This window comes from Pantoea sp. USHLN298 (assembly GCF_037149395.1).
Classification (GTDB): Bacteria; Pseudomonadota; Gammaproteobacteria; order Enterobacterales; family Enterobacteriaceae; genus Pantoea; species Pantoea astica.
Window position 1 is genome coordinate 381,914 of sequence record NZ_JBBCRO010000001.1, and the last position, 26,168, is coordinate 408,081.

Genomic DNA, 26,168 nt, shown 5'->3' on the forward strand with positions numbered 1-26,168 from the left:
ATCAGGCCACCGTCAGCCATTTGTTGACGGTGTGGTCATCCAGCTGCGCCATTTTGCCCTGCGCCACGTTACGCCCGCGATGCAACAGCAGAAAATAGTCAGCCACGCGACGGATCAGGGAGAGACGCTGCTCCAGCAGCAGGATCGTCAGGCCATAGTCGAGGTTCAGTCGGCGAATCAGATTCCCCATCTCCTCTTCCAGCCACGGCGACATGCCGTCGGTGGGCTCATCAAGAATCAGCAGTTTTGGCTGCAGCACCAGCGCGCGCGCCAGGGCCAGCTGCTGCTGCTGATCGATCGGCAGATCGCCGCTGCGCTGCTGGCGTAGCGAATAGAGCGCCGGAAACAGGTCAAACACCATTTCGGGAATGGCGCGGTGGCGGTCGGCCTGACTGGCACCGGCCAGCAGGGCGATCAGCAAATTATCTTCCACGCTCATCTGGGTAAAAATATGGCGTCCCTGTGGCACATAGCCAATTCCCATCTGCGCCCGCTGTTCAGCTGGCTGCAGCAGCAGGTCGGCGGGCGGTGAACCATCTTCTTTCCATGAGATCGATCCGCTGTTGATCGGCAGCCGGCCCATAATGCAGTTGACCAGGGTGGTTTTCCCCATGCCTGGCCGGCCAAGAACGCCGGTGCAGGTGCCAGGCGACAGATCGAGATCCACGTCCCACAGGATATGATTTTGACCGTAAAATTGATTTACCGAACGTAAACTCAGCATCTGACACTCTCCTTTCCGATCATTAGCCTGAATGCTTCCGCTCTGTGTCGTCTGGCAAACAAGGTATCAGCAATGGTCATCTCACCACTGCAGCACAGTGCGCGCGATGCGCGTTGACGCCATTCAATCTTGCAATTCCCAGGCCAGATTCAGCGGTGTGCTTTTTTTCAGCGGCCAGCGCGGCTGCGCGCCGGGAAAATATGAGGAATGCTTATCAATTTCTGCGGGTGATAACCGGGCTGCACTTTCACAGTGCCAGCGGGCGGCGTTTCTGGTGCAGTCGTGCGAAGATGAGGCAACGATTCTGATTAAGAATGGCGGGCTGGCGGGGCAAATCAGCAGCAGAGAGTCTGGGTCAGTTAAAAAAAGCAGAACAATTTGTCAGCGGCGGTGGAGAAATTTAGCGGAAAAAAAATTATTTTCAGCAAACCCAGGCGGCAGGGAAAAATTATACACAGCCGATGGCGGCGGGGCTGCCATCACTTATCCACCATTCCTGTGGATAACCTTGTGCATTAGGTAATGAAAACAGGTTGGAAGCGAGGAAATACGCGGCCTGGTTACATAATGTCGAGAATCTGGGCTTTTCGACATAGTATAATTAAATCAATTACTTATTAAAAAACAAGCCTGCGATTTATCTGTCAGTTCACTGAACTGTAATTTTATGACGCTCTATTGACAAATGTTAAATCCGATCTCCGCCTGGGGATAACCTTGCGCAACAACCGCCGGGCTAAAGCCAGCGGCAACCGGTGACCAAAAAGTACGCCAGCCGGGACCCTTACTCTGCCTCAACACTGTTTTTATATCCAGTATTAATTTCTGGCAAAATCACCATAGCAGAGTAAAATAGGTGCCTGCCCGCCGACTTCTTCAGCAGGAACTGCATTCATGAGTAAAGCCTTTAAATTAAATTCCGCTTTCAAACCTTCCGGCGATCAGCCCGAGGCGATTCGTCGTCTGAAAGAGGGTCTGGAAGATGGACTGGCCCACCAGACGTTATTAGGCGTAACCGGCTCGGGAAAAACCTTCACCGTGGCCAACGTGATTGCCGATCTCAACCGTCCAACCATGGTTCTGGCGCCGAACAAGACGCTGGCGGCTCAGCTGTACGGTGAAATGAAGGAGTTTTTCCCGGACAACGCGGTCGAGTTTTTCGTCTCTTACTACGACTACTATCAGCCGGAAGCCTATGTGCCCAGTTCCGACACCTTTATCGAAAAGGATGCCTCGGTTAACGAACACATTGAGCAGATGCGTCTGTCAGCCACCAAAGCATTGCTGGAGCGGCGCGACGTGATTGTGGTCGCCTCGGTGTCGGCGATCTACGGTCTGGGCGATCCCGATCTCTACCTGAAAATGATGCTGCACTTAACCCGCGGCATGATCATCGACCAGCGCAGCATCCTGCGTCGCCTGTCGGAGCTGCAATATACCCGTAACGATCAGGCGTTCCAGCGCGGGACTTTCCGGGTGCGTGGTGAGGTGATTGATATCTTCCCGGCGGAGTCAGACGATATCGCCCTGCGCGTCGAGCTGTTCGATGAAGAGGTGGAGCGCCTGTCGTTGTTTGACCCGCTGACCGGCCAGATCGATTCGGTGGTGCCGCGCTTTACCATCTATCCGAAAACGCACTACGTGACGCCGCGTGAGCGCATTATTCAGGCGATGGAAGATATTAAAGTGGAGCTGGCGGATCGCCGCAAAGTGCTGCTGGAAAATAATAAGCTGCTGGAAGAGCAGCGTATTACCCAGCGTACCCAGTTCGATCTGGAGATGATGAGCGAGCTGGGCTACTGCTCCGGCATCGAAAACTATTCACGCTATCTCTCAGGACGCGGACCCGGCGAAGCCCCACCGACGCTGTTTGACTACCTGCCGGCCGACGGCCTGCTGGTGGTGGATGAATCGCACGTTACCATTCCGCAAATCGGCGGCATGTATAAAGGCGACCGGGCGCGTAAAGAGACGCTGGTGGAGTACGGTTTCCGCCTGCCGTCGGCGCTGGATAACCGTCCGATGAAGTTTGAAGAGTTTGAGGCGCTGGCCCCGCAGACTATCTATGTGTCGGCTACGCCGGGCAAATATGAGCTGGAAAAGTCGGGCGACGAAGTGATCGATCAGGTGGTGCGTCCAACCGGTCTGCTCGACCCCATCCTCGAAGTACGTCCGGTGGCGACCCAGGTCGACGATCTGCTGTCGGAAATCCGTCAGCGGGTGGCGATCAACGAACGCGTGCTGGTGACGGTGCTGACCAAGCGCATGGCGGAAGATCTGACCGAATATCTGGAAGAGCACGGCGAAAAGGTGCGTTATCTGCACTCTGACATCGACACCGTGGAACGGATGGAGATTATCCGCGATTTACGCCTGGGTGAGTTTGATGTGCTGGTGGGCATTAACTTACTGCGTGAGGGGCTGGATATGCCGGAAGTGTCGCTGGTGGCGATTCTGGATGCGGATAAAGAGGGCTTCCTGCGTTCCGAGCGCTCGCTGATTCAGACCATTGGCCGTGCGGCGCGTAACATCAATGGCAAAGCCATTCTGTATGGCGACAAAATTACCCCGTCAATGGCGCGGGCGATTGAAGAGACCGAACGGCGTCGCGAGAAACAGCAGCAGTACAACGAAGAGAACGGCATTGTGCCGCAGGGCCTGAATAAAAAGATCACGGATATTCTGGAACTGGGCAACAACGTGGTGAAAACCCGGGGCAAAGCGAAACCGGCACGACGCGGTGCCGCCGAGGCGGAAGCGGATTATCTGGCGCTGTCGCCGCAGGCCCTGCAGAAAAAGATCCACGAGCTGGAAGGGCAGATGCAGCAACATGCGCAGAACCTGGAGTTCGAACAGGCCGCCAGCGTGCGCGATCAGCTGCATGAACTGCGCACGTTGTTTATCGCCACCTCGTAACTCAGTTAAAGCCCTGAATGGCGTGCTCCAGCGCGACCCGCAGCAGCTGGCGGTCGTGACGATATTTGATATCGGCGGCTTCCAGCGGCTCGCGGACAATCAGCCGATTATCGACCTGACTGATATCGGCGGAAGGGCTGACCACAATCGCATCGATTACCCGTTTGCTAATGTAGCGCTCCATCATCGCCAGCTTGTCGGCCACCGTCAGGCTGGCCGCCGCCGGGCTGAGTTCACGACCCAGATTGCCGATAAATACCATGGTGGCGGGCGTGCGACGCAGCGCCTGCGCCATCTCTTCCATCAGCAGAATCGGCATCAGGCTGGTGTAAAAACTGCCTGGTCCGATCAGAATTAAATCCGCTTCGCCAATGGCATCCAGCGCTTCCCGGGTCGGCTGCACGTTGGGATGCAGCATCATCTCCTGCGGCGGCTGCTTCATCTCATCAATCGCCGTTTCGCCGTAAACCATGTTGCCTTCCACGTCGAGCGCCACCAGATCGACCGGTTGCTCCGACATCGGAATCAAAAACGCATCGACCTTGAGCAGATTACGAATGATGTTGATCGCTTCCAGCGGGCGCACGCTCAGGTGATCCAGCGCTTTCAGCATCAGATTACCGAGGTTATGTCCGGCCAGTTCACCGTTACCGGCAAAGCGATATTCAAACATCGCTGAAGCCACGCTCGGTTCGGCGATCAGCTGGTTAAGGCAGTTACGCATATCGCCCCAGGCGATGCCGCCTTCTGAGCGGCGAATACGGCCGGTTGAACCGCCGTTGTCGGTGGTGGTAACGATGCCGGTGAGACGCGAGCCGAGCGGCGACAGCGCAGACATCACGCGGCCTAAACCGTGTCCGCCGCCGAGAGCCACCACGCGATCAAGATCGGCCAGTGTGCGATTCATACTTCTCCTTAATAGCCTGTCGCGTGGCGTCGCTCTAAACGCTAAACCCGCGCGGATGACTTGCGTCAAAATCTGAAGCGCATTTTAACGTATCCTGTCGCGAAAATGCGGTGAAAATTCGATATGTATCAGAATATATAACGAAAACAGCGAATGGAAGAGTAGCGAAATTCACGCTACCATCCTGTTAACCGCGCTGATCAACGGGTCAGCGTACACTCCAGCCTGATTGCCTACGTCTGCGGATAGGGGAGTCAGGCCGTAGCCATTGAGCTACCAGGGTGCAGGAAGAAATGACTGCATCTCCCAATCTGGAAAGGTGTTCTGGTGTCACAATTTACTGATGCATACGCGCGTAAGTTCTATTACCTGCGCCTGTCGGTCACGGATGTGTGTAACTTCCGCTGTACCTACTGTCTGCCTGACGGCTACAAGCCGCACGGCATTCGCAACAAAAGCTTTCTCTCTCTGGATGAAATCCGTCGCGTCACGCGGGCTTTCGCCGCTGCCGGCACGGAAAAAGTGCGGCTCACCGGCGGCGAACCGTCACTGCGTCGCGACTTTACCGACATCATCGCCGCGGTGCGTGAAAACCAGTCGATTCGCCATATCGCCGTCACTACCAACGGTTACCGGCTGGCGCGCGACGTGAAGCAGTGGCGTGAGGCGGGCTTAACCGCGCTCAACGTCAGCGTCGATAGCCTCGATGCCCGTCAGTTTCACGCTATCACCGGCCAGGATAAATTCCATCAGGTGATGGCGGGCATCGACGCCGCCTTTGATGCCGGTTTTCACCAGGTAAAAGTCAACAGCGTGCTGATGCGCGATCTCAATAGCCGCAACCTGGCAACCTTCCTCGACTGGATCCGTACCCGTCCGATTCAGCTGCGCTTCATTGAACTGATGGAAACCGGCGACGGCGGTACGCTGTTCCGCGATCAGCACGTTTCCGGCATGGTGATCCGTGACCAGCTGATTGCGCAGGGCTGGCAGCGGCGTGAAAGCGGCCGCAGCGACGGCCCGGCTCAGGTCTTTTACCATCCCGATTATGTCGGTGAGATTGGCCTGATTATGCCTTACGCCAAAGATTTTTGTGCCAGCTGCAACCGGCTGCGGGTTTCGGCCCAGGGCAACCTGCACCTCTGCCTGTTTGGCGACGGTGGTGTGCCGCTGCGCGATCTGCTGGCCTCTGACGATCAGCAGGCGGAACTGCAGGCACGCATCGCCAGCAGCCTTGGGCAGAAAAAGCAGACCCATTTTCTCCATCAGGGCAACACCGGCATCACACAGAATCTCTCTTACATTGGCGGTTAATTTCAGGAGGCGTTATGGGCAAAGCAGCCAGCGAATTTCAGGCGGTACAGATTGCGGTGATGACGGTGTCAGATCGCCGCGACGCCAGCGAGGATAGCTCGGGCGACTATCTGCGCAGCGCCGCCCTTGAGGCGGGTCACGAGGTGGTCGATCATGCCATCGTGCCGGATAATCTTTACCGCATTCGCGCCACCGTATCGCGCTGGATCGCCAGTGACGACGTGCAGGTGGTGATCATTAATGGCGGCACCGGCTTCAACCTGAAAAACAGCACGCCGGAAGCGCTACTGCCGCTGTTCGACCGCGAGATTGACGGATTTGGCGAGCTGTTCCGGATGATCTCCTATGAAGAAATCGGCGGCTCGACGCTGCAGTCGCGCGCCATTGCCGGAATGGCAAATCAGACCTTAATTTTTGCGGTGCCAGGCTCGACCAGTGCCTGCCGCAGCGCCTGGGAGCGGATCATCGCTGACCAGCTGGATGCGCGCACCCGTCCCTGCAATTTTGTCTCACATCTGAAAAAACGGTAAGTATGTCGCAACTCACACACATTAATGCCGCGGGCGAAGCGCATATGGTGGATGTCTCCGCCAAAGCGGAAACCGTGCGCGAAGCCCGGGCGGAAGCGCTGGTGCTGATGCACTCTGATACGCTGCAGATGATTATCGATGGCAGCCATCACAAAGGGGATGTGTTCGCCACGGCGCGCATCGCCGGTATTCAGGCGGCTAAACGTACCTGGGAACTGATCCCGCTCTGCCATCCGCTGATGCTGAGCAAAGTGGAAGTCAACCTGGTGGCCGAACCGGAACACAGCCGGGTACGCATCACCTCGCTCTGCCGCCTGACCGGCAAAACCGGCGTTGAGATGGAGGCGCTGACGGCTGCCTCGGTGGCGGCCCTGACCATCTACGACATGTGCAAAGCGGTTCAGAAAGATATGGTTATTGACCAGCTGCGCTTAATCAGCAAAAGCGGCGGCAAAAGCGGTGATTTTCAGGCGGTGTCCAGTGATTAAGGTGCTGTTTTTTGCTCAGGTGCGTGAGCTGATCGGTACCGCATCGCTGGAGATTGCCGACACCTACCCGGACGTGGCTGCACTGCGCGCGGCGCTGGCGCAGCAGGGCGATCGCTGGGCGTTAGCGCTTGAGTCCGGCAAGCTGCTGGCAGCGGTGAACCAGACGCTGGTACCGATGAGTCATGCGCTAAGCGACGGCGATGAAGTGGCCTTTTTCCCGCCTGTAACCGGAGGTTAAGATGGAAACCCGGATTCGCGTCGGCCCGGCAACTTTTGATATGGCAGAAGCGTATCGCTGGCTGGCGGCCTGTGACGAAGATGGCGCAGTGGTGACCTTCACCGGCAAAGTGCGTAATCACAATCTCGGCGACGACGTCGCGGCGTTAACGCTGGAACACTATCCCGGCATGACCGAAAAAGCGCTGCAGGAGATTGTGGATGCGGCCCGCCAGCGCTGGCCACTGCAACGCGTCACGGTGATCCACCGCACCGGGGAACTGTTTCCCGGCGATGAAATTGTGCTGGTGGGCGTCACCAGCGCGCACCGCGGCAGCGCCTTCTCTGCCGCGGAGTTCATTATGGATTACCTGAAAACCCGCGCGCCGTTCTGGAAACGGGAAGCAACCGCCGACGGCGATCGCTGGGTGGATGCCCGCGACAGCGATCGCCAGGCGGCGCAGCGCTGGGATTAAGGCTGTTTTAACTGCTCGGCCGGGCCAAATTGGGTCTGGCCGTGGCTGTGTTCACCGCCGCCGTGGGTGCGTTGCAGCTGAATTACTTCGCCCTGTTGCCAGGCATTGGCTCCCGGTTCAGCCGGATGCGCCACAATATCCGCCCGCTGGGCGCGAATTTTTTTGCTGTCGACATCGAAACGGCGATCGCGATCCGCCAGCAGGCGCGAGTCCATCTGACCGTCAGCGGTAAAGCCCATCATCAGTGCCGGAATGCCGATCGGCAGAGTTTTGTCACGATCGGTATGCCAGGTGTGCCAGGTTTTGCCATAGGTATTGACGATGCGCTTCATCAGCGCGTGGTCGGCGGCCTCCGGCAAACCGGGCGCAATCAGCGTGCCCGATTTCACTTCATACTGATGGCTGTGCCACAGCTTCTTCTCTTCCGGCGGCAGGGTTTTATATAACCGCTCGCTGATGATGTACTCCACCCCCATCAGCCGCGCATCGCGGGTATTGCCATCGTAGATCACCGCCTGCATCACATCCTCATTCAGCACCGTCACATAATGGTGCGCTTCCATCTGACCGTTCTGATCGCCATTGTAAAAATGGAAGCCGTCGAGATAGGTATTGATGGCGTCGATCGGTGGACGGGACTGCATCACCTCCGCGCCGGTTTCCAGCAGTTTGAGTGACGAGGAGGTGGGTGCGCCAGGCGACTGCACCTGAGCCGGAGAGTTATTGGCACCACATCCCGCTAACAGCAGGCTGAATGCCGCGACAGGCCAGAGTTTTAACATCGTAAATTCCTTTAACGGTAAAAGAGGTAACCTTAGTACAGGTAGAGAGGTTCAGAAAATCAGCCCTGCCGGTAAAACGATGGCAATGGTAGAGTAGGGGTTTGATTGATTCTGAGGACAGGCATGTCATCCACCCCAATACTGCAACGTCTGACGCTGGTCGCCGCACTGGTGCTGGCAGGCTGTAGCAGCAAGAAAACCCCCGAGGTGCCGGTCCGGCAGCCCGCCGATGTCAAAGCACAAATCCAGCGGCTGTTGCCTGCTCACGTCAGCAATAAAGCGGACTGGACCGACGACATCTACACCACTTTTCGCACCCAGCAGCTCGATCCCAGCGTCAGTAATCTGTGTGCGGTGATTGCGGTGGCGGATCAGGAGACCAACTTCAGCGCCGAAGCGACCGTGCCGGGCCTGCCGAAAATTGCCTGGGGCGAGATCAACCGCCGGGCGGCGAAGGTGCATGTGCCGGCGTTTGTGGTCCGCACCGCGCTGCTGATTAAATCGCCCAACGGCGAGAGTTACGCAGCCCGTCTGGATAAGGTGCGCAGTGAGAAAGAGCTGAGCGCCATTTTTGATGACCTGATCGATATGGTGCCGATGGGGCAGACGCTGTTTGGCAATCTCAATCCGATTCATACCGGCGGGCCGATGCAGGTCAGCATCGCCTTTGCGGAAGCACATGCCAAAGGCTATCCGTGGCCGATTGATGGCTCTATCCGCCGCGAAGTCTTTACCCGTCATGGCGGCATCTACTTCGGGACCCTGCATCTGCTGGGTTATCCGGCCGATTACAGCCGGCCGCTTTACCGTTTTGCCGACTTCAACGCTGGCTGGTATGCCAGCCGCAACGCCGCGTTCCAGGCGGCAGTGTCACGGGCGACCGGAATGAAGCTGGCGCTGGATGGCGATCTGATTCTTTACGGCAGCGACAAGGCGGGCACCACCGAGCTGGCAGTGCGTACCCTGGCGAAGCAGATCGATATGAGTGACAGCGAAATCCGCCGCGACCTGGAGAAAGGGGAGAAAGCAGATTTCAGCGACAGCACGCTGTGGCGGCAGGTGTTTACCCTGGCCGATAAGATGGCGGGTCGTCGGCTGCCGCGAGAAATGTTGCCGGGCATCAAGCTGGAAAGCCCGAAAATCACCCGTAATCTGACCACCGCATGGTTTGCGCAGCGCGTCGATAGCCGCTATCAGCAGTGTCTGTCGCGTCGTTAAGGGGATGTTGTGGCACAGTTGAGTCGGGCTGTGCCACACTTAGTCAGGCTCCGTCCGCGGAGCACGTCCAAATCCGTTCAACAAGAGGTGCATCATGGACCGATATCCACAAAACGATTCAATTGTTCAACCTGCGTCACGTGGGCTGCAAGCCTATATGGCCCAGGTGTATGGCTGGATGACCTGCGGTCTGTTACTGACAGCGTTTGTCTCCTGGTTTGCCGCGCGTACGCCCGCGGTGATGGAGCTGGTGTTTGCTAACCGCATCACTTTCTTTGGGCTGATTATCGCGCAGCTGGCACTGGTCTTTTTCCTCTCCGGCATGGTGCATCGCCTGAGCGGTGCCGTCGCCACCGGGCTGTTTATGCTCTATTCGGCGCTGACCGGCGTCACCATGGCGAGTATTTTTCTGGTCTATACCTATTCGTCCATTGCCAGCACCTTTTTCGTCACCGCCGGGATGTTTGGTGCGATGAGTTTCTATGGCTACACCACCAAACGCGATCTGAGCCGCTTTGGCAGCCTGCTGTTTATGGCGCTGATCGGCATCGTGCTGGCCTCGCTGGTGAACTTCTGGCTGAAAAGCCCGGCGCTGATGTGGGCCATTACCTATATCGGTGTGGTGGTGTTTGTGGGCTTAACCGCCTATGACACCCAGAAGCTGAAAAATATTGGCGAGCAGATTGATGCGCGCGACACAGAGAACCTGCGTCGTTACTCGATTATGGGGGCATTAACGCTCTATCTCGACTTCATCAACCTGTTCCTGATACTGCTGCGGATTTTCGGCAACCGCCGCTAAGGTCAGGTTACAGAAAGGGAGACGCGCTCAGGTTGCGCGTCTCCCTTTTTTTTCACTACGATTTCTGTAATTTCTGCTCGTTCTTATGACGCAGATGCTTCGCCCGACTCTCCAGCACCAGATAGAGCACCAGCGCCAGCAACAGCGGCAGAATGAAGTAGAGCACGCGGTAGGCCAGCAGGGCGGCGATGATCGCGCCATGCGTCGTATGCTGACCGCTGAGCAGGGCGAGGAACACCGCCTCCAGTACCCCAATCCCGGCCGGAATGTGAATAATCACCCCGGCGATACTGCTGATCAGTAATACCCCCAGCACCATCGGATAGCCGACATCACGGCCCAGCAGCAGCCAGATAATCGCTCCCATCACCATCCAGTTGGCGCAGGAGACGGCAAACTGAAACAGCGCCATCCGCAGTGACGGCAGCTGTAACGTCTGGCCTTTCACCGTCCAGCGGCGACGCTTCGAGAAGGCGCAGGCCCAGAGATAAATTGCCACCAGCACCAGCAACAGCACGCCAATCAGCCGCAGCGTGGTTTCACCAATAAACCAGCCGCTGGGGATCGAGACCATCCCGGCGCTGAACACCACGCCAGCCAGCAGGATATAGCCCAGCCAGTTGGTGGCGATACTCAGTGAAAAGATGCGGGTGATGGTGCCGCTGTCGAGCCCGAGGCGGGAATAGAGCCGGTAGCGCATCGCCACACCGCCGACCCAGGTACTCAGCGTCAGGTTGAAGGCGTAACAGATAAACGACACCAGCATCACCTGGCGTTTCGCCAGCTTATGACCGCAGTAGGCCCGGCCAATCAAATCGTAACAGCCATAGACCAGGTAACTGATCACCACCAGCCCGGCGGCGGTCAGCACCACAAACCGGTTGTAGTTGACGATCACGTCATAGACATCTTCCCAGTTCACCTTACGTGCATAGACCACCAGCAGCACAATCACCGCAATGAAGAACAGCACGGTGAGAATTTTTTTCGCCAGTTGCCAGCGTGGATGCTTTTTCGCCATCAGGGTTTTGCTCCTTCATTGTCGGCTTCAACACGATCCTGCGTCTCCATTTCCGGCTGAACCGGCGCATCAACCTGCGCCAGCAGCGGCGTATGCGCCGGTAACCAGCCGGCGATGGCCGGGAAATGACGCAGAAAGTGGAACACCACCACACTCTTACTCAGTTGCCACCAGTTACGCGGCGGCAGGCGATCGTCCTCTACCCGCTGGCAATCTTTAGCCAGCAGGGCTTCAAGGTTATCGCGTAGCGTCTGGTTAAACTGACGATCGTGAATAATCAGGTTGGCTTCGAGGTTAAGCGACAGGCTGAGCGGATCGAGATTGCTGGAGCCAACGGTCGCCCAGTGATCATCTTTCACCGCCACCTTACCGTGCAGCGGACGACGGCAATATTCGTAGACTTCGACCCCCGCATCGACCAGGTAGTTGTAGAGCAGTTCGGCCCCGACTTTGACAATCGGCATATCGGGTTCGCCCTGCACAATCAGCCGGACGCGCACCCCGCGCTGAGCCGCATTGCGCATTTCGCGCAGCAGCCGGTAGCCAGGGAAGAAGTAGGCGTTAGCGATAATCACATCGCGTTTCGCCTCGCGCAGCATCTCCAGATAGTGCATTTCGATGTCATCACGGTGATCGTCGTTATCGCGATAGACATACAGCACCTGGGCGTCGCCCGGCGTGGCGTTGACGGCCGGGCGATGCGAGCGCGATCCCCACCAGCGGCGGGTGGCCTGCTCGCTGCCAATCGCCTGTTGCAGATAGCGGGCGATATCTCCCACCACCGGGCCTTTCACCTGCACCGCGTAATCCTGCTTGGCTTCCGGACCATAGTCACTGTTGTGCTCAGCCGAGAAGTTAATCCCGCCCACAAAGGCGACCACCTCATCCACCACCACCGTTTTACGGTGCAGGCGGCGGAACACGTTGGTGCGCATTCCCATCACCAGCGGGCGCGGATCGTAATAGATGAAACGCACGCCCGCGCCGGTCAGGCTGTTGACGAATTTGTCGGAGAGATCGGGCGAGCCGTAGCCATCCACCATCACTTCAACTCTGACGCCGCGCTGGGCGGCCGCCAGCAGTTCGCGATGCAGGGCGTTACCGACCTCATCTTCAAACAGAATAAAGGTTTCCAGCAGCACGGTGCGTTCGGCACGCTGAATCGCCCCGAATACCTGCGGGAAAAACTCTTCGCCATTCTCCAGCAGGCGCAGCTTGTTACCCTCTTGCCAGTGAAAATTCATAGATGAATCTCCACCGCCAGCGGCGCATGATCGGAAAGATGCGACCAGGGTTTTCGCGGCAGCGTCCACGGATGACTGACCGTAGCGTTGCGCACATAGATGCGGTCGAGCCGCAGGATCGGAAAGCGCGCCGGGAAGGTGCGCGCCGGGCGTCCGGTTTTCATGCTGAATACCTCTTTCAGGCCTGCGCCATGTTTTAAGATGGCGTTGGCGCGTCGCTGCCAGTCATTAAAATCACCGGCTACCACCACCGGCGCGTCGGGCGGCAGTGAGTTGACCATTTCACAGATTTTTTTCATCTGCGCGTGACGATGCGCTTCTTTCAGACCCAGGTGAACGCAGATGACATGCAGCGTGCCGTGCGGCTCAGGCAGGGCAATCTGACAATGCAGCATGCCGCGGTTTTCACTGCCCGCCACCGAGATATCCCGGTTTTCATATTCGGTGATCGGGAAACGGGACAGCACCGCATTGCCGTGATGTCCTTCCGGATAGACCGCGTTGCGCCCATAGGCGAAATCGTTCCATATGGTGTCGGCCAGAAACTCATAATGCGGCGATTCAGGCCATTCTTCATGGTTAAGGGAGTGGATGGCATGGGTGCCCATCACCTCCTGCAGGAAGACCACATCCGCCTCCGTTGCGCGAACAGCATCGCGTAATTCAGGCAGGATGAAGCGGCGATTAAAAGGGGCGAAACCCTTGTGTGTATTGATCGTCAGGACTTTTATTGAAAATCCTTGCTGGTTTTGTGGCATACTCGCGACGCACTCCTTTTCATCATCAATAGAATCAAAGTGTAGTCTTTGTCACAAATGGAGGGTGAAGAAGGGCGATAATTAAGGCGTTATCCGAAAATTGTTTTACATTGAGGAAACCGTTTCCGGCTTGTGCCGGTAGCACTTGGGCGACCTGTTGGGTCTGCCAGGAGAATTGAATGAAATGGTCTAATCGTATTCAAATCATCACGGGTCAGACGTACGTGCACATTGCGATGCATTTACTGGTGATCGCGGCGCTGATCTGGGGCTGGAAACACAAAGCCCTGGTTGATGTCTGCAGCACGCTGGTGACCACTTATGCACTGGTGTTTATCGCCATGCTGGTGACGCAGCGCAGTGCCCGTTTACGCACGCTCGGTGATTATCTTGAAGAAGCGACCACCACTTACTACTTTGGCGCGGCCATGATGACACTGTTCCTGGTGTCGCGGATTTACCACAACAACCTGCTGCTGGCCTCGCTTGGCGTAGTGATGTTGCTGGGTCCGGCGCTGGTGTCGCTGCTGGCGAAAGAACCGCCGCGGCGCATTGAAAAAAAACGTAGTTAAGTTGAAGGCCACCGCAAGGTGGCCTTCCTGTTTCTAACGCACTAAGTTATGTCAGGAAATGTGAGCTATCTCGCACAGTGCAGCTAAAGCTGTTACACTCGCCCGCTTACGCATCGTAGTTTGTGCCCTTTTCACGCGTCAGCCCCAGCTGGCGTCACTATCCCTCTGAAAACTACACCGTGAATCACGGCCAGAGCGGACCGGAGTAAACCACGTAATGTCTTTTGACTCTCTCGGCCTGAGTGCCGATATTTTGCGCGCGGTTGCCGAACAAGGCTACAGCGAACCTACACCTATCCAGCGCCAGGCGATTCCTGTGGTGCTGGCAGGCCGCGATCTGCTGGCGAGTGCCCAGACCGGCACCGGCAAAACGGCCGGCTTTACCTTACCGTTACTGCAAAAACTCTCTGCCAACGCGGGCGCTATCCGCGGTCGTCGTCCGGTGCGGGCGTTGATCCTCACCCCGACCCGTGAACTGGCGGCGCAGGTAGGCGAAAACGTCAGCGAATACAGCAAATATCTGCCGCTGCGCTCACTGGTGGTCTTCGGTGGCGTCAGCATCAACCCGCAGATGCTTAAACTGCGTGGCGGCGTCGATATTCTGGTGGCGACGCCAGGCCGTCTGCTGGATCTGGCGCAACAGAACGCCGTTGACCTGTCACAGGTCGAAATTCTGGTGCTGGATGAAGCGGATCGGATGCTCGATATGGGCTTTATCCACGACATCCGTCGCGTGCTGGCGCGTCTGCCGGCGAAACGCCAGAACCTGCTGTTCTCCGCCACCTTCTCTGATGAGATCAAAGGCCTGGCTGAGAAACTGCTGACTAATCCTGAGCTGGTGGAAGTGGCCCGCCGCAACACCGCTTCCGAGCAGGTGGCGCAACAGGTTCACTTCGTGGATAAGAAGCGTAAGCGGGAACTGCTGTCGCAGCTGATCGGCGAAGGCAACTGGCAGCAGGTGCTGGTCTTTACCCGCACCAAGCATGGCGCTAACCACCTTGCCGAGCAGCTGGGCAAAGATGGCATCACCGCCGCCGCCATCCACGGCAATAAAAGCCAGGGTGCCCGTACCCGTGCGCTGGCCGACTTCAAATCCGGCGGCATTCGCGTGCTGGTGGCGACCGATATCGCGGCCCGTGGCCTGGATATTGAAGAGCTGCCGCACGTGGTGAACTACGAGCTGCCTAACGTTGCCGAAGATTATGTCCACCGTATCGGCCGTACCGGTCGTGCCGCGGCCACCGGTGTGGCGTTATCGCTGGTCTGCGTTGACGAGCATAAACTGCTGCGTGACATCGAACGTCTGCTGAAGCGCGAGATTCCGCGTCTGGCGATTGCCGGTTATGAGCCCGATCCGAGCATTAAAGCGGAACCGATCATTAACGGTCGTCAACAGCAGTCGCGTGGCGGTGCAGGCGGCGGCGGTCGTGGTCGCAGCCAGGGTGGACAGGGTGCCGGTGCGCCACGTTCATCAGGCGAAAAGCGGCCTCAGGCGCGTCGTCAGAGCCAGCCAGCTCCGCAGGGTGATCGACCGGCTGCTCGTCCGCGTCGTCCGGCAGCGAAGCGTACCGGAAACGTCTGAGTATGAGGGTTTTACTGGCGCCGATGGAGGGCGTGCTTGATTCGCTGGTGCGCCAGCTGTTATCGGAAGTGAACGACTACGATTTGTGCATCACTGAGTTTTTGCGCGTAGTCGATCAACTGCTGCCGGTAAAATCCTTCTACCGTCTCTGCCCCGAACTGCAACACGCCAGCCGCACGCCTTCCGGCACGCGGGTGCGTCTGCAGCTGCTGGGGCAGCATCCCGAATGGTTAGCTGAAAACGCCGCCCGCGCGGTGGAACTCGGCTCCTGGGGTGTTGACCTCAACTGCGGCTGTCCGTCGAAACTGGTGAATGGCAGCGGCGGCGGTGCCACTCTTCTTAAAGATCCCGATCTGATCTATCGCGGCGCGAAAGCGATGCGTGAAGCGGTGCCTGCAGATTTGCCGGTAACGGTCAAAGTACGGCTTGGCTGGGACTCCAGCGCCCGCAGTCTGGAGATTGCCGACGCGGCAGAACAGGCAGGTGCCACTGAACTGGTGGTACACGGCCGGACCAAGGAAGACGGTTATCGTGCTGACGCCATTAACTGGCAGGCGATTGGCGAGATTCGCCAGCGGCTGAAGATTCCGGTGATCGCCAACGGCGAGATTTTTGACTGGCAAAGTGCGCAGGACTGCCTGCGGATTACCGGCTGTGAGGCGGTGATGTTAGGCCGTGGCGCGCTCAGTATTCCCAACCTTAGTCGGGTGGTGAAGTACAACGAACTGCCGATGCCCTGGCCGGACGTCGTTAAGCTATTACAGAAATATACCCGTCTGGAAAAGCAGGGTGATACCGGCTTGTATCACGTAGCACGCATTAAGCAGTGGCTCGGTTACCTGCGCAAAGCCTATACCGAAGCCGACGGGTTATTCAGTGAGATCCGCGCGCTGAAAACGTCCAAAGATATTGCAAACGCTATCCAGCGAATGTGATTGCCAGATAGGGCCTGGTCTGAGTACTCGCGATGTAAAAGGGATATTAAGTCTGAACATTGCATCCGGACATTCAATCCGAATAGTGCAAAAGAGATTACTTCACTCATTAAACGGCAGAAATTGTCTGGAATGATTCAGTCAGAAATCAGCTGTGATTGACTCTTTCTTACCACGCATGTTCTGGAATTTATCTGGCCGCTTTCCTTCTTATTTACGTTAAATTGTATCTGTCTGCCATTCCTTATCACCCTAAATTTTCATAGTCAAAAGCGCCGACCCTCACTTCACTTTCTATCAAAACAACGGCTTTAAAGCTGTCAGCTAATTAGCCAATCTATCTCGTCAGTATCGATGATGAATCTAACATAGCCATGTTAAATTATTTAATAAAAAAAAAGTGTTAATTTTTTGATTGCTTATCCAATTCCGATTTATTGTTACCTACTGCGGTGAATCATCATCATGCAGGCCTGAACAATGACGCCAGGCTCCTGATAACAATTGTTTATCCAGGCTTGATGCGGGTAAATAACTGGAAAGACGTATCCAATTTACGTTACTGTTGGGATAAGACAGCGAAGGTGAGCGCAAAAGCTGATTGTTTAAATAATGATTTATATCAATAAAAAGTCAGGAAGTAATTTATTTCTCTTTGCTGAACCGAATCTGTCGAATTAGTATGAAAAAAAGCCAATGGATAGGTGGTAAATGATGAACAGGGATACAATATTAATTATCGATTCAACGACAGAACATCATTTTGAATTAGGTGTCTGTCCTTATTATATCTATCATGGTCTGAATGTTTATTCAGCACGAAATTTTTTCATGTCGCCTGACGACGAGATTAAAATTATGACTGAACTTTGAAATGAACTATGCAGTCTTGCGTTTCCTCTGTATATAATAGATATTGCCGAAAGTGATCGGGAAAGTGATTATTCCAGGACATCATTAATGTCAGCACGGATAGATGGGAGAAGTACGGTGGAAATAGCAACTAAAAACATCATTATCGTTTTGCAAAACATAGTTACTTTTCGCGCGGATTGGAAATATCTGGCCAGTCATGCCATAAATTCTAAGCTTTTTTTAATTACTGGTCATACCGGGAACGCGAATCTTAGTGAGAGTAATAAATGTGCTTTTTCTGAGCACATTGTTTGTGATGAATTTGATTATGATAATGTCAGAAAGGCATGTGAAACTATTTTTAAAAAGGAAAATTGCACCGATTTCAGCCAGGTCAGAGTAGTGACTAATGATGAGTATTTCTTAGGGCTTGCAGCTCAGATACGTGATTGTTTTGGCATTGCGGGTATAGCGGAAAAAGATATTTTGCCCTTTATAAATAAAATCATTATGAAACAAGTGGTTTCAAAATCGGGCGTTAGAGTTCCTGACGTGATTGAGTTCAATCCGGGAGAATTTACTAATAATGCAGACGACTATCTCAATGATATCGAAAAAAAGTTAGGGTATCCTGTTTTTGCTAAGCAAGTCGATTCAGCTGGAAGCGAAAATGTCGCTAAAATATTCAATCGTTCGCAACTACACAAATGGTGTGTAGAAAATAAATTAAATCTGAATTATGAAGTTGATGAGTTTATCAAAGGGGATTTGTATCATATTGATATTTTAATAAAAGATGGTGCGATGATTGAGCGGTTGATATGCAAATATTCATGCCCGAATGCTGATTTTTTAGATGGAGTTGCGTTAGGAAGCGTTCAAATCAGAAAGTCAGATCATGAATTTGCGATTTTATCTCAAGCCACCATCGATATACTTGCTGCCTTTGAACGCTTGCCTGATGGTGCGATCCATCTGGAGGTTTTTCTCACCAAAGATAACCAGGTCGTCTTTGTCGAAATTGCAGCTCGTGCTCCCGGAGGCTGGGTTCCGCAGATGCATCAACTCGCAAGAGGATATAATATCGAAGAGCAGCATTTTTTATTACAAATGAATTTATTCAGAGCGTTAAAAATTGATGCTAACAATCATTCAGCGTGGATTTGGTTCCCACAAAAGGAAGGAATGAAAGTCAGAAAAGTTGAACCTCAAGTATTGACCAGTAAAGTGACGATAACCTGGGATTTAGACGACGGGGAAGTTCAGAAAAAACCGACCAGCGTCAGAGATAAAGTATGTGGCATTCTTTTAGAAAACGAGGAATACATTAGACTGCAAACAGACTATAAAAAGCTATTAGAAGAATTTAATCCTTATAAGTAGGTGAACTATGTCAGTTGCCCGTAAGCTCCTCAAAACCTGATGGCCAGGCGCAGGCAGTTCTTCTATTCTGAATGTTGAATTGCCAGTTATTTCAATCATTATTTCCATTTAAATTTATTAAAGCCTTATTGGTTATGCAAATGCATTGGCGATATTTATGTTTGCAAATGCTTTTGTCTATCCGTTCACTACCTTAGTGATAAAGCAAGGGATATGATGCGGCTGAAAAAAACTGAATTGTCTGGTTTTTTTTTGCCTTTATGATGGCCATTTTTATAAGCGCGATATATATTATTTTTTGCGCTATTTAGCCTGAAAATATTGAACCTCTGAGCGCAATGATAGGTCCGATAGCTCTTTTGTCTGTGCTTTCCTCGTTTTTTCATCTGATGGTAATGATCGTTGGATTATTAATTCATTTTATTTTTTTGATTGCCAGATCGTTAGAGGGAATATTTGCCGTATAAATTACAAGGAGAGAATGCGAGCGATTGAAAAATATTAGCCGGGGCTAAGCGTAAACCTTTGCTGAACGATCTAAAGGTGCTGAATTTAACAGATAATGAAAAGCGTTCCTTTTAAAAATCGGCAGGAAAGGATGTTGCTGAAATAAAAGAATCGTTACCGAAAAAAGTTAAAGATGTCATCAGAAAACTGGGTGCGCCAGAAGGTCTTGTTGCTGTTCTGATTAAAGGCGCCTCGATTGATATGCCTGTTCCGCCAACGCCTGTAAACGCTGATGATTGTAGAAATAAATTAATGCCAGTCGCTGTCTCGATGATTACGGCTTTTGCCTTAGAGGGCAGCCCTTTGCAGCACATCATCAGGAGCTTAATATCGTCTGGGCAATGGCTGCGAGCCGGTAAAATTATATCCTGTTTTGAGTAGAGTTAACCTGCGCTGAGAGGACAACGATGCCCTGGCCGGACGTCGTTAAGCTATTACAGAAATATACCCGTCTGGAAAAGCAGGGTGATACCGGCTTGTATCACGTAGCACGCATTAAGCAGTGGCTCGGTTACCTGCGCAAAGCCTATACCGAAGCCACCGGGTTATTCAGTGAGATCCGCGCGTTAAAATCCTCGGGCGACATTGCCCACGCCATCGATCGTCACGCCATTGTTCATGGTTTGTGATAAAAAATCAGGCGACCCCTTAGCGGCCTGACGGTATAGTGGGAAAAATTTCCCTTACCTTACAAGCCTGCTATGTCTGATGTCGCTGTATTGAGCAACAGCCAGCTCAATAAACGTATCCTCTCGGTAATCGTTTTCACCTTCTTCTGCTATCTCTCCGTTGGTCTCCCGCTGGCCGTGCTGCCGGGCTTTGTCAAAAACAATCTCGGATTCAGTTCTTTTGTCGCCGGGCTGATCATCAGCCTTCAATACTTTGCCACGCTGCTCAGCCGCCCGCAGTCAGGTCGTCTGGCCGATAGCCTCGGTCCGAAACGGGTGGTGATGCTGGGATTGCTCTGCTGTGGCATGAGCGGGGTGCTGACCATCATCGCTGCGCTGCTGAGTGAATGGCCTTGGCTGAGTCTGGCGCTGCTGGCGCTGGGGCGACTGTTTCTTGGCGTGGGTGAGAGCTTCAGCAGCACCGGTTCAACCCTGTGGGGCATGAACATCGTCGGTCCGATGCAGACCGCGCGCGTCATCTCGTGGAACGGCGTCGCCACCTATCTGGCGATGGCGATTGGCGCGCCGCTTGGGGTGATGCTCAACAGCGGATTAGGCATGAGCGGCTTTGCCGGTCTGATTGCGCTGATGGGCGTTATCGGCTATCTGATGGCCAGCCGCAAACCGGCGGTGACCGTCAGCGTAGGGGAACGGATTCCGTTTCACCGGGTCTTCTCCCGCGTCTGGCTCTATGGTCTGGCACTCGGGTGCGGCACCATCGGTTTCGGCGTCATCGCCACCTTTATCACCCTCTATTTTGCCAGCCGCGACTGGCAGGGTGCGGCCTGGGCGCTGTCGGTCTTTAGCCTCGGCTTTGTGCTGGTGCGCCTCGGTTTTGGCCGCTTTATCACCCGTTTTGGCGGACTGCAGGTTTCGCTGTTCTCTTTTATGCTGGAGTCTCTGGGCCTGATCATCATCTGGCAGGCCGACAGCGCCTGGCTGGTGGGCGCGGGGGCCTTTCTTACCGGCTGCGGCTTCTCGCTGGTCTTTCCGGCGCTGGGCGTCGAGGCGGTTAAGCAGGTCGGGCGTCAGGATCAGGGATCGGCGCTGGGCACCTATTCCGCCTTTCTCGATCTCGGCCTCGGCCTGACCGGTCCGGTGGCGGGACTGTTCATTGGTCACTGGGGAATGCAGTCGGTTTATCTGGCGGCGGCGCTGATGGTGCTGGGCGCGCTGTTGATTACGCTGCGGCTTTACTGGCAAAACCGGCAGACAGGTTAACGGCCCGCCGGTTTTGTATGATCAGAGATGAATAAACAGCCAGTAGAGCAGCGCCGAGAGCAGAATCGACACCGGCAGGGTCAATACCCAGGCCACCGCCAGATTACGCAGCGTTGATAACTGCAAACCGGAGCGGTTAGCCGCCATGGTGCCTGCCACGCCCGACGACAGTACGTGAGTGGTGGAGACCGGCAGACCGAAGCCGTCTGCCGCGCCAATGGTCGCCATCGCCACCAGCTCGGCGCTGGCACCCTGCGCATAGCTGAGGTGCGTTTTACCAATCCGTTCGCCCACCGTCACCACAATCCGTCGCCAGCCGACCATGGTGCCCAGCCCCAGCGCGATCGCCACCACCACTTTTACCCACATCGGAATAAAACGGGTCGCGCTGTCGAGCTCGGTTTTCACCGCTTTCAAATTACGTTCGGTCTCTTCCGGCAGCTTTACTTCGGCGCTTTGCAGATGCTTGATGGTCTCTGAGGCCAGGTACATCTGGTTACGGGTGTTGGCCACCGACTGCGCCGGAATATTGTCCATCGATCCGTAGCGGCGTATCTGGTCGCCAATCTCGTTGAGGGTCATCGCCAGTGCCGGTAACACGTTGGGATTGAGCTGGCTGCTGCCGACAAAGGCGATCAGCACGTCGCGGGCGGCGGGCGGCTGAGGTGCGGCCGGCTGAAGTTGCAGCAGCTGATGTTCAGTGACCTCAGTTAATGCCGCGACGCGTGGGATCTGATCCGGCGGCAGCGATCGGTTAAGTGCGTAGGCGATCGGCATGGTGCCGACCAGGATCAGCATAATCAGCCCCATCCCTTTCTGACCGTCGTTAGAGCCGTGCGCAAAGGAGACGCCGGTACAGGTCAGGATCAGCAGGCCGCGGATCCAGACCGGCGGCGGCTGGTCATTCTGCGGCGCGCTGTAGAGCTGGCGATTGCGGATAAACAGCTTCATCACCCACAGCAACAGCCCGGCGCAGACAAAACCGACTACCGGTGACAGCAGCAGTGCATAGCCGACCTTCAGCGCCTGATCCCAGTCGACACCGCTCAGGCCGCTGCGCCCGTGCAGCATCGCATTCGCCACCCCGACGCCGATGATCGAGCCAATCAGGGTATGCGACGAGGAGGAGGGCAGGCCGAAATACCAGGTGCCGAGGTTCCAGATAATCGCCGAGAATAGCAGGGCATAAACCATGGCAAAGCCGTTACCGCTGCTGGCCTGCAGAATCAGCTCGACCGGCAGCAGGGAGATGATGCCAAAAGCCACCACGCCGCTGGAGAGCAGCACGCCGAGGAAATTACAGATACCGGACCAGACTACCGCCACGCCAGGGGTCAGTGAATGGGTGTAGATCACCGTCGCGACGGCGTTGGCGGTGTCATGAAAGCCGTTGACGAACTCAAAGCCCAGCGCGATCAGCAGCGCCAGTCCCAGCAGGAAGAACGGCAGATAGCTGGTCACCGGCATGTTGGTTTGTTCAACATCATTGACCAGATTCAGCCCGGCAAACGCCAGCCCGGCGACCAGCAGGATGAAAAACAGCGGCTTGCTAAAGCGGCTGCTTTTGCCGTTGAAATCAGGGCGTCGGGTCGATGAGGAAGAAGAGAGACTGTTTTCGCTCATGGTGTACCTCGAATTGCGGATGCCGGATGCTGATTTGCACCGGTACATCGCAGTGTGATACGCGCTTTCTATGACAGTAAAATGACGACCAGCCGCGCGATACGGCGACACCAGAAGCCGCGCTGACCGCTCCCGGCCGGGCGGGCAACGCGCAAACGGAAGGGCAAGGTCTGGCAAATGCAGGCAATAAAAAAGCCAGCGACGGGCGCTGGCTTCGGAGAGCGAAACGGCGATTACGAGTTGTTATTCGCCGTGGCAGGCGCAGGTGCCGTAACCGGCTGCTGCTGTGGCTGCGCGGCGTCGGTGCTGGCGCCCTGTGACGTGACTGGCGTCATTGGCTGCTCCTGTGGCGCAGCCTGCGGGTTCTCAGGCACGTCAACCGGTGCGGTCTGGATGTTGTTCTCCACACCGTTCACTTTTACCGGCATACCGGTACGGCCCTGAATGGCACCGTTCACCTGGTCCTGATTAACACTGGCATCAACCAGCACTTTACTCACCGCCTGCGTCAGCGTAATCGGAACCAGCTCACGCGAGTTAAACTGCTCTTCAGTGGTCGACAGCGGGTTATGCACTTCGACATAACGCGAACCGTCCGGCTCGACGGTGGCTTTCACCGGCTGATCAACGAACTGCACCCGCGTACCAACCGGCACGTTCTGATACAGCCATTTGATATCCTCGGCGCGCAGACGCACACAGCCGTGGCTGACGCGCAGGCCGATACCAAAGTTGGCATTGGTGCCGTGAATCGCATAGAGGCGACCGATATAGAGCGCATACAGCCCCATCGGGTTATCCGGACCGGCCGGGAAGACGGCTGGCAGATTCTCGCCGCGTGCTGCATATTCGGCGTGCATCGCTTTGGTTGGCGTCCAGGTCGGGCCATCTTTCTTACGTTCTACCGCCGTGGTCCAGTTGATCGGGGTATCTTTACCCAGCTCACCGATACCAATCGGCAATACCACCACGGTTTTGCTGCCTTTCGGGTAGTAGTAGAGACGCATCTCAGCGCTGTTAATCACAATGCCTTCGCGCGGTGCATCAGGCAGGATCAGCTGCTGTGGGATGATCATTTTACTGCCAGCCTTAGGCAGATAAACGTCAACCCCCGGATTGGCTTCCAGCATGTTGCTGAGGCCCATCTGGTATTGCGCCGCAAAGGCTTCCAGCGGCAGTTTGCTGTCCTCAGGAACAGTAATCTCGATATTTTCGCCGATCAACCGGCTGTTGGCCGGCGGTAACGGGTAAACCACAGCAAAGGCTGACTGGCTAAACGCCGCCAAAGCCAATGCGATTGAAGCGAACGCGCGAATGCTCATTTTCATATTTTACAAGTCTTTATCGCCATGTTTCAGGCTTGTCAATGTGTCGAACCCATGCTGGCCAATGTGACCTGCTGCGCATTATATGTTCATTAATCTGACGATGTGAATCAGGATTTTAACCTGCCGGAAATACTTTACGTAACTTCCCGTGTTAAACCGGCATTTTTCAGCCACCGCTGGCATAAAAAAACCGGCTTCAGGGCTGCCATAACGTCACTTCACCACTGAGTTTACGATTCAGAAAAAACGCGGCACTGATTAACGCCAGATGCGTCAGCGCCTGTGGCGTATTCCCCAGCGCATGGCCACGACTGTCGAACTCCTCGGCGTACAGCCCCAGCGGACTGGCGTAGCTTAGCAGCTTCTCAAATTCAAAATGCGCTTCCTGAATCCGGCCCGCGCGGGCCAGGCATTCGACATACCAGAATGAACAGGCACCAAACGATCCTTCCGATCCTTGCAGACCATCTGCCGGCGTCTCGTCGATGTTGTAGCGCCGGACCATGCCGTCGCTGACCAGATGCGTTTTGATCGCATCCAGCGTGGCGAGCCAGTCGGGATCGGTGGCCCCGACAAAACGCACCAGCGGCATCAGCAGCATGGATGCATCAAGATGGTCACCGTGACGGGTAGAGGAGAAATGGCCGCGCTCGCTGTTCCAGAAGTTGGCCCAGATATCTTCCCGGATCTCACGCCGCACCCGATCCCAGCGCTCATACGGCATCGGCAACGAGCGCTTCATGCCCAGGCGTAGCGCGCGGTCCATCGCCACCCAGCACATCAGGCGCGAATGCAGAAAATGCTCCGGCTGACCGCGCATCTCCCAGATACCGGCATCGGGCTGATTCCACTTGTCGCAAAGCCGATCGATCATCTGCGTCACATGCTGCCAGCCACGTTGCGAAATCGCCTCGCCATATTTATTGGCCAGGTAGACCGCATCCATCAGTTCGCCGTAGATATCCAGCTGGGTCTGCTGCCACGCATCATTACCGATGCGCACCGGCCGCGAATCCCCGTAGCCTGACAGATTGAGCAGCTCCATTTCGTGCAGCTCGGTGCCGCTGTCCAGCCGGTACATCACCTGCAGGCGCATTTCGTCATGATGGCTGTTTTCAACACAGCGTCCGACCCACTGGGTGAAATGTTTGGCTTCATCGACGTAGCCGAGGCGCATCAGGGCATACATGCTGAATGAGGCGTCGCGGATCCATGAGGCGCGATAATCCCAGTTGCGCTCGCCGCCCAGCTCTTCCGGCAGGCCAAAGGTGGCGGCGGCGGCGATTGAGCCGTGACGATGCGAGGTCAGCAGTTTTAATGCCAGTGCGGAGCGCTGAACCATTTCGCGCCAGCGGCCCTGATAGGTGCTGCGGGCGCTCCAGCGACGCCAGTAATTCAGCGTCTCTTCAAAACAGTGTTCGGTGGAGAGCGCTTCGATGTGCGCGTCGTTGACGCTGCCAAACTCAAATTCGGCATGTTCACCCGCCTGCAGGGTAAAATTCGCGGTGGCACTGTTCTCCTCCAGCGTCATCACCACGGTGGCGGCCAGCCGCAGCGAAGGCTGACCTTCGGCGTGAAAATCGATGCAGCCATGCTGCACTTCGGCGCGGGTCTGCGCCCGGGCGTAGTCGTGGCGGGGCGAACAACGCATGGTAAAGCGCGCCTTGCCGCGCACCATTTTCACCCGCCGGATCAGCCGGGGTAGTTTGTCAGCATCATCGCAAATCGGCATGTAGTCGGTGATTTCGGCTACCCCTTCATCGCCCAGCCAGCGGGTTTGTAAAATGTTGGTATCAGGCAGATAGAGCTGCTGGCGGCGCACATCCTGCCAGTCCGGGGCCAGAGAGAAGAGTCCGGCATCATCACTGTCGAGCAGCGCGGAAAAAACCGAAGGGCTGTCGAGTTCAGGCCAGCAGAGATAATCGATGGTGCCGTCATTGGCGACCAGCGCACAGGTGCGCAGATCACCAATCACGCCGTGGTCCTCAATGTTGCGTTTTACCTTACTCATTCTGGTCTCCCTGTTAGTGTCATTGCTAACTATAGTCGAGGCGGCAGCGTCGGCGGCCGCCTGGCACAGAGGGTTAATTCAGTGCCG

Annotated in this window: 23 protein-coding genes, 1 pseudogene and 1 riboswitch; of the genes and pseudogenes, 15 read left to right on the forward strand and 9 right to left on the reverse strand. The window is 55.5% G+C overall.

Annotation, left to right across the window (positions count from 1 at the left end):
- Window position 1 precedes the first annotated feature (1 nt).
- Window positions 2-724, reverse strand: a complete 723-nt coding sequence (locus tag WFK59_RS01965) for an ABC transporter ATP-binding protein (RefSeq protein WP_094119421.1) — start codon at window positions 722-724, stop codon at window positions 2-4.
- 106 nt (window positions 725-830) lie between these two features.
- Between WFK59_RS01965 and WFK59_RS01970 the strand changes: the two genes are divergently transcribed.
- Window positions 831-1,247, forward strand: coding sequence for a hypothetical protein (locus tag WFK59_RS01970; protein WP_336754901.1), 417 nt, complete (start codon window positions 831-833; stop codon window positions 1,245-1,247).
- Window positions 1,248-1,618: 371 nt separating this feature from the next.
- On the forward strand, window positions 1,619-3,640 hold the full coding sequence (uvrB, locus tag WFK59_RS01975; RefSeq protein ID WP_233984854.1) for an excinuclease ABC subunit UvrB: 2,022 nt from the start codon (window positions 1,619-1,621) through the stop codon (window positions 3,638-3,640).
- 1 nt (window position 3,641) lies between these two features.
- On the opposite strand, the gene WFK59_RS01980 is transcribed toward uvrB, so the two are convergent.
- Window positions 3,642-4,547 carry a gluconeogenesis factor YvcK family protein gene (locus tag WFK59_RS01980; protein ID WP_336754903.1) on the reverse strand — a complete coding sequence of 302 codons (906 nt, stop codon included), beginning with the start codon at window positions 4,545-4,547 and terminating at the stop codon, window positions 3,642-3,644.
- Between the two features lie 204 nt (window positions 4,548-4,751).
- A riboswitch (molybdenum cofactor riboswitch) is annotated at window positions 4,752-4,885 on the forward strand.
- Here WFK59_RS01980 and moaA point away from each other — a divergent pair.
- The 5 genes from moaA (at window position 4,875) to moaE (ending at window position 7,571) form a co-directional block, all read left to right on the forward strand.
- Complete coding sequence (moaA, locus tag WFK59_RS01985) at window positions 4,875-5,861, forward strand: GTP 3',8-cyclase MoaA (RefSeq protein ID WP_233984852.1); 987 nt, start codon at window positions 4,875-4,877, stop codon at window positions 5,859-5,861. Its footprint overlaps the riboswitch before it by 11 nt.
- A 14-nt stretch (window positions 5,862-5,875) precedes the next feature.
- Complete coding sequence (moaB, locus tag WFK59_RS01990) at window positions 5,876-6,391, forward strand: molybdenum cofactor biosynthesis protein B (protein WP_233984851.1); 516 nt, start codon at window positions 5,876-5,878, stop codon at window positions 6,389-6,391.
- Window positions 6,392-6,393: 2 nt separating this feature from the next.
- Window positions 6,394-6,879, forward strand: coding sequence for a cyclic pyranopterin monophosphate synthase MoaC (moaC, locus tag WFK59_RS01995; protein WP_336754905.1), 486 nt, complete (start codon window positions 6,394-6,396; stop codon window positions 6,877-6,879).
- A complete protein-coding gene (gene moaD / locus WFK59_RS02000) occupies window positions 6,872-7,117 on the forward strand; it encodes a molybdopterin synthase sulfur carrier subunit (protein ID WP_233984849.1) in 246 nt (81 codons plus the stop codon). The genes moaC and moaD overlap by 8 nt, the downstream gene beginning before the upstream one ends.
- A 1-nt stretch (window position 7,118) precedes the next feature.
- The gene (moaE, locus tag WFK59_RS02005; protein ID WP_336754906.1) at window positions 7,119-7,571 is read left to right on the forward strand and encodes a molybdopterin synthase catalytic subunit MoaE; all 453 of its coding nucleotides are present in this window, start codon (window positions 7,119-7,121) and stop codon (window positions 7,569-7,571) included.
- Here the strand turns inward: moaE and WFK59_RS02010 are convergent.
- Window positions 7,568-8,353, reverse strand: coding sequence for an OBAP family protein (locus WFK59_RS02010; protein ID WP_336754907.1), 786 nt, complete (start codon window positions 8,351-8,353; stop codon window positions 7,568-7,570). The two genes, moaE and WFK59_RS02010, sit on opposite strands and share 4 nt — an antisense overlap.
- 123 nt (window positions 8,354-8,476) lie before the next feature.
- Here WFK59_RS02010 and WFK59_RS02015 point away from each other — a divergent pair, with 123 nt between their 5' ends.
- Window positions 8,477-9,571, forward strand: coding sequence for a DUF1615 domain-containing protein (locus WFK59_RS02015; RefSeq protein WP_233984846.1), 1,095 nt, complete (start codon window positions 8,477-8,479; stop codon window positions 9,569-9,571).
- 94 nt (window positions 9,572-9,665) lie between these two features.
- Window positions 9,666-10,373: a Bax inhibitor-1/YccA family protein gene (locus WFK59_RS02020; RefSeq protein ID WP_233984845.1), complete on the forward strand. Its 708-nt coding sequence runs from the start codon at window positions 9,666-9,668 to the stop codon at window positions 10,371-10,373.
- A gap of 55 nt (window positions 10,374-10,428) precedes the next feature.
- Here WFK59_RS02020 and WFK59_RS02025 read toward each other — a convergent pair whose 3' ends face one another.
- The 3 genes from WFK59_RS02025 to WFK59_RS02035 are packed head-to-tail and all read right to left on the reverse strand — an operon-like array spanning window position 10,429 to window position 13,396.
- Window positions 10,429-11,394: a lysylphosphatidylglycerol synthase domain-containing protein gene (locus WFK59_RS02025; RefSeq protein WP_233984844.1), complete on the reverse strand. Its 966-nt coding sequence runs from the start codon at window positions 11,392-11,394 to the stop codon at window positions 10,429-10,431.
- Window positions 11,394-12,638: a cardiolipin synthase ClsB gene (gene clsB / locus WFK59_RS02030; RefSeq protein ID WP_233984843.1), complete on the reverse strand. Its 1,245-nt coding sequence runs from the start codon at window positions 12,636-12,638 to the stop codon at window positions 11,394-11,396. Before clsB ends, WFK59_RS02025 begins: the two co-directional genes overlap by 1 nt.
- On the reverse strand, window positions 12,635-13,396 hold the full coding sequence (locus WFK59_RS02035) for an endonuclease/exonuclease/phosphatase family protein (RefSeq protein ID WP_233984842.1): 762 nt from the start codon (window positions 13,394-13,396) through the stop codon (window positions 12,635-12,637). The genes clsB and WFK59_RS02035 overlap by 4 nt, the downstream gene beginning before the upstream one ends.
- A gap of 179 nt (window positions 13,397-13,575) precedes the next feature.
- On the opposite strand from WFK59_RS02035, the gene WFK59_RS02040 reads away from it, so the two are divergent.
- The 6 genes and pseudogenes from WFK59_RS02040 to WFK59_RS02065 all read left to right on the forward strand — a co-directional run bounded on the left by WFK59_RS02040 (window position 13,576) and on the right by WFK59_RS02065 (window position 21,119).
- A complete protein-coding gene (locus WFK59_RS02040; RefSeq protein ID WP_233984841.1) occupies window positions 13,576-13,968 on the forward strand; it encodes a YbhQ family protein in 393 nt (130 codons plus the stop codon).
- A gap of 217 nt (window positions 13,969-14,185) precedes the next feature.
- Window positions 14,186-15,550, forward strand: coding sequence for an ATP-dependent RNA helicase RhlE (gene rhlE, locus WFK59_RS02045; protein WP_233984840.1), 1,365 nt, complete (start codon window positions 14,186-14,188; stop codon window positions 15,548-15,550).
- Window positions 15,551-15,552: 2 nt separating this feature from the next.
- The gene (gene dusC, locus WFK59_RS02050) at window positions 15,553-16,485 is read left to right on the forward strand and encodes a tRNA dihydrouridine(16) synthase DusC (protein WP_336754908.1); all 933 of its coding nucleotides are present in this window, start codon (window positions 15,553-15,555) and stop codon (window positions 16,483-16,485) included.
- 960 nt (window positions 16,486-17,445) lie between these two features.
- Window positions 17,446-18,723 (forward strand): ATP-grasp domain-containing protein, encoded by a 1,278-nt coding sequence (locus WFK59_RS02055; protein ID WP_336754910.1) that lies wholly within the window; start codon window positions 17,446-17,448, stop codon window positions 18,721-18,723.
- 914 nt (window positions 18,724-19,637) lie between these two features.
- A pseudogene (locus WFK59_RS02060) lies at window positions 19,638-19,859 on the forward strand (tRNA dihydrouridine(16) synthase DusC); the annotation flags it as partial.
- Between the two features lie 72 nt (window positions 19,860-19,931).
- The gene (locus tag WFK59_RS02065) at window positions 19,932-21,119 is read left to right on the forward strand and encodes an MFS transporter (RefSeq protein ID WP_336754911.1); all 1,188 of its coding nucleotides are present in this window, start codon (window positions 19,932-19,934) and stop codon (window positions 21,117-21,119) included.
- 21 nt (window positions 21,120-21,140) lie between these two features.
- Here WFK59_RS02065 and WFK59_RS02070 read toward each other — a convergent pair whose 3' ends face one another.
- The 3 genes from WFK59_RS02070 to WFK59_RS02080 form a co-directional block, all read right to left on the reverse strand.
- The gene (locus tag WFK59_RS02070) at window positions 21,141-22,742 is read right to left on the reverse strand and encodes an inorganic phosphate transporter (protein ID WP_233984832.1); all 1,602 of its coding nucleotides are present in this window, start codon (window positions 22,740-22,742) and stop codon (window positions 21,141-21,143) included.
- A 233-nt stretch (window positions 22,743-22,975) separates the two neighbouring features.
- Window positions 22,976-24,070 (reverse strand): L,D-transpeptidase family protein, encoded by a 1,095-nt coding sequence (locus WFK59_RS02075; RefSeq protein WP_233984831.1) that lies wholly within the window; start codon window positions 24,068-24,070, stop codon window positions 22,976-22,978.
- 196 nt (window positions 24,071-24,266) lie between these two features.
- Window positions 24,267-26,081: a glycoside hydrolase family 15 protein gene (locus WFK59_RS02080; RefSeq protein ID WP_336754914.1), complete on the reverse strand. Its 1,815-nt coding sequence runs from the start codon at window positions 26,079-26,081 to the stop codon at window positions 24,267-24,269.
- Between the last annotated feature and the right edge of the window lie 87 nt (window positions 26,082-26,168).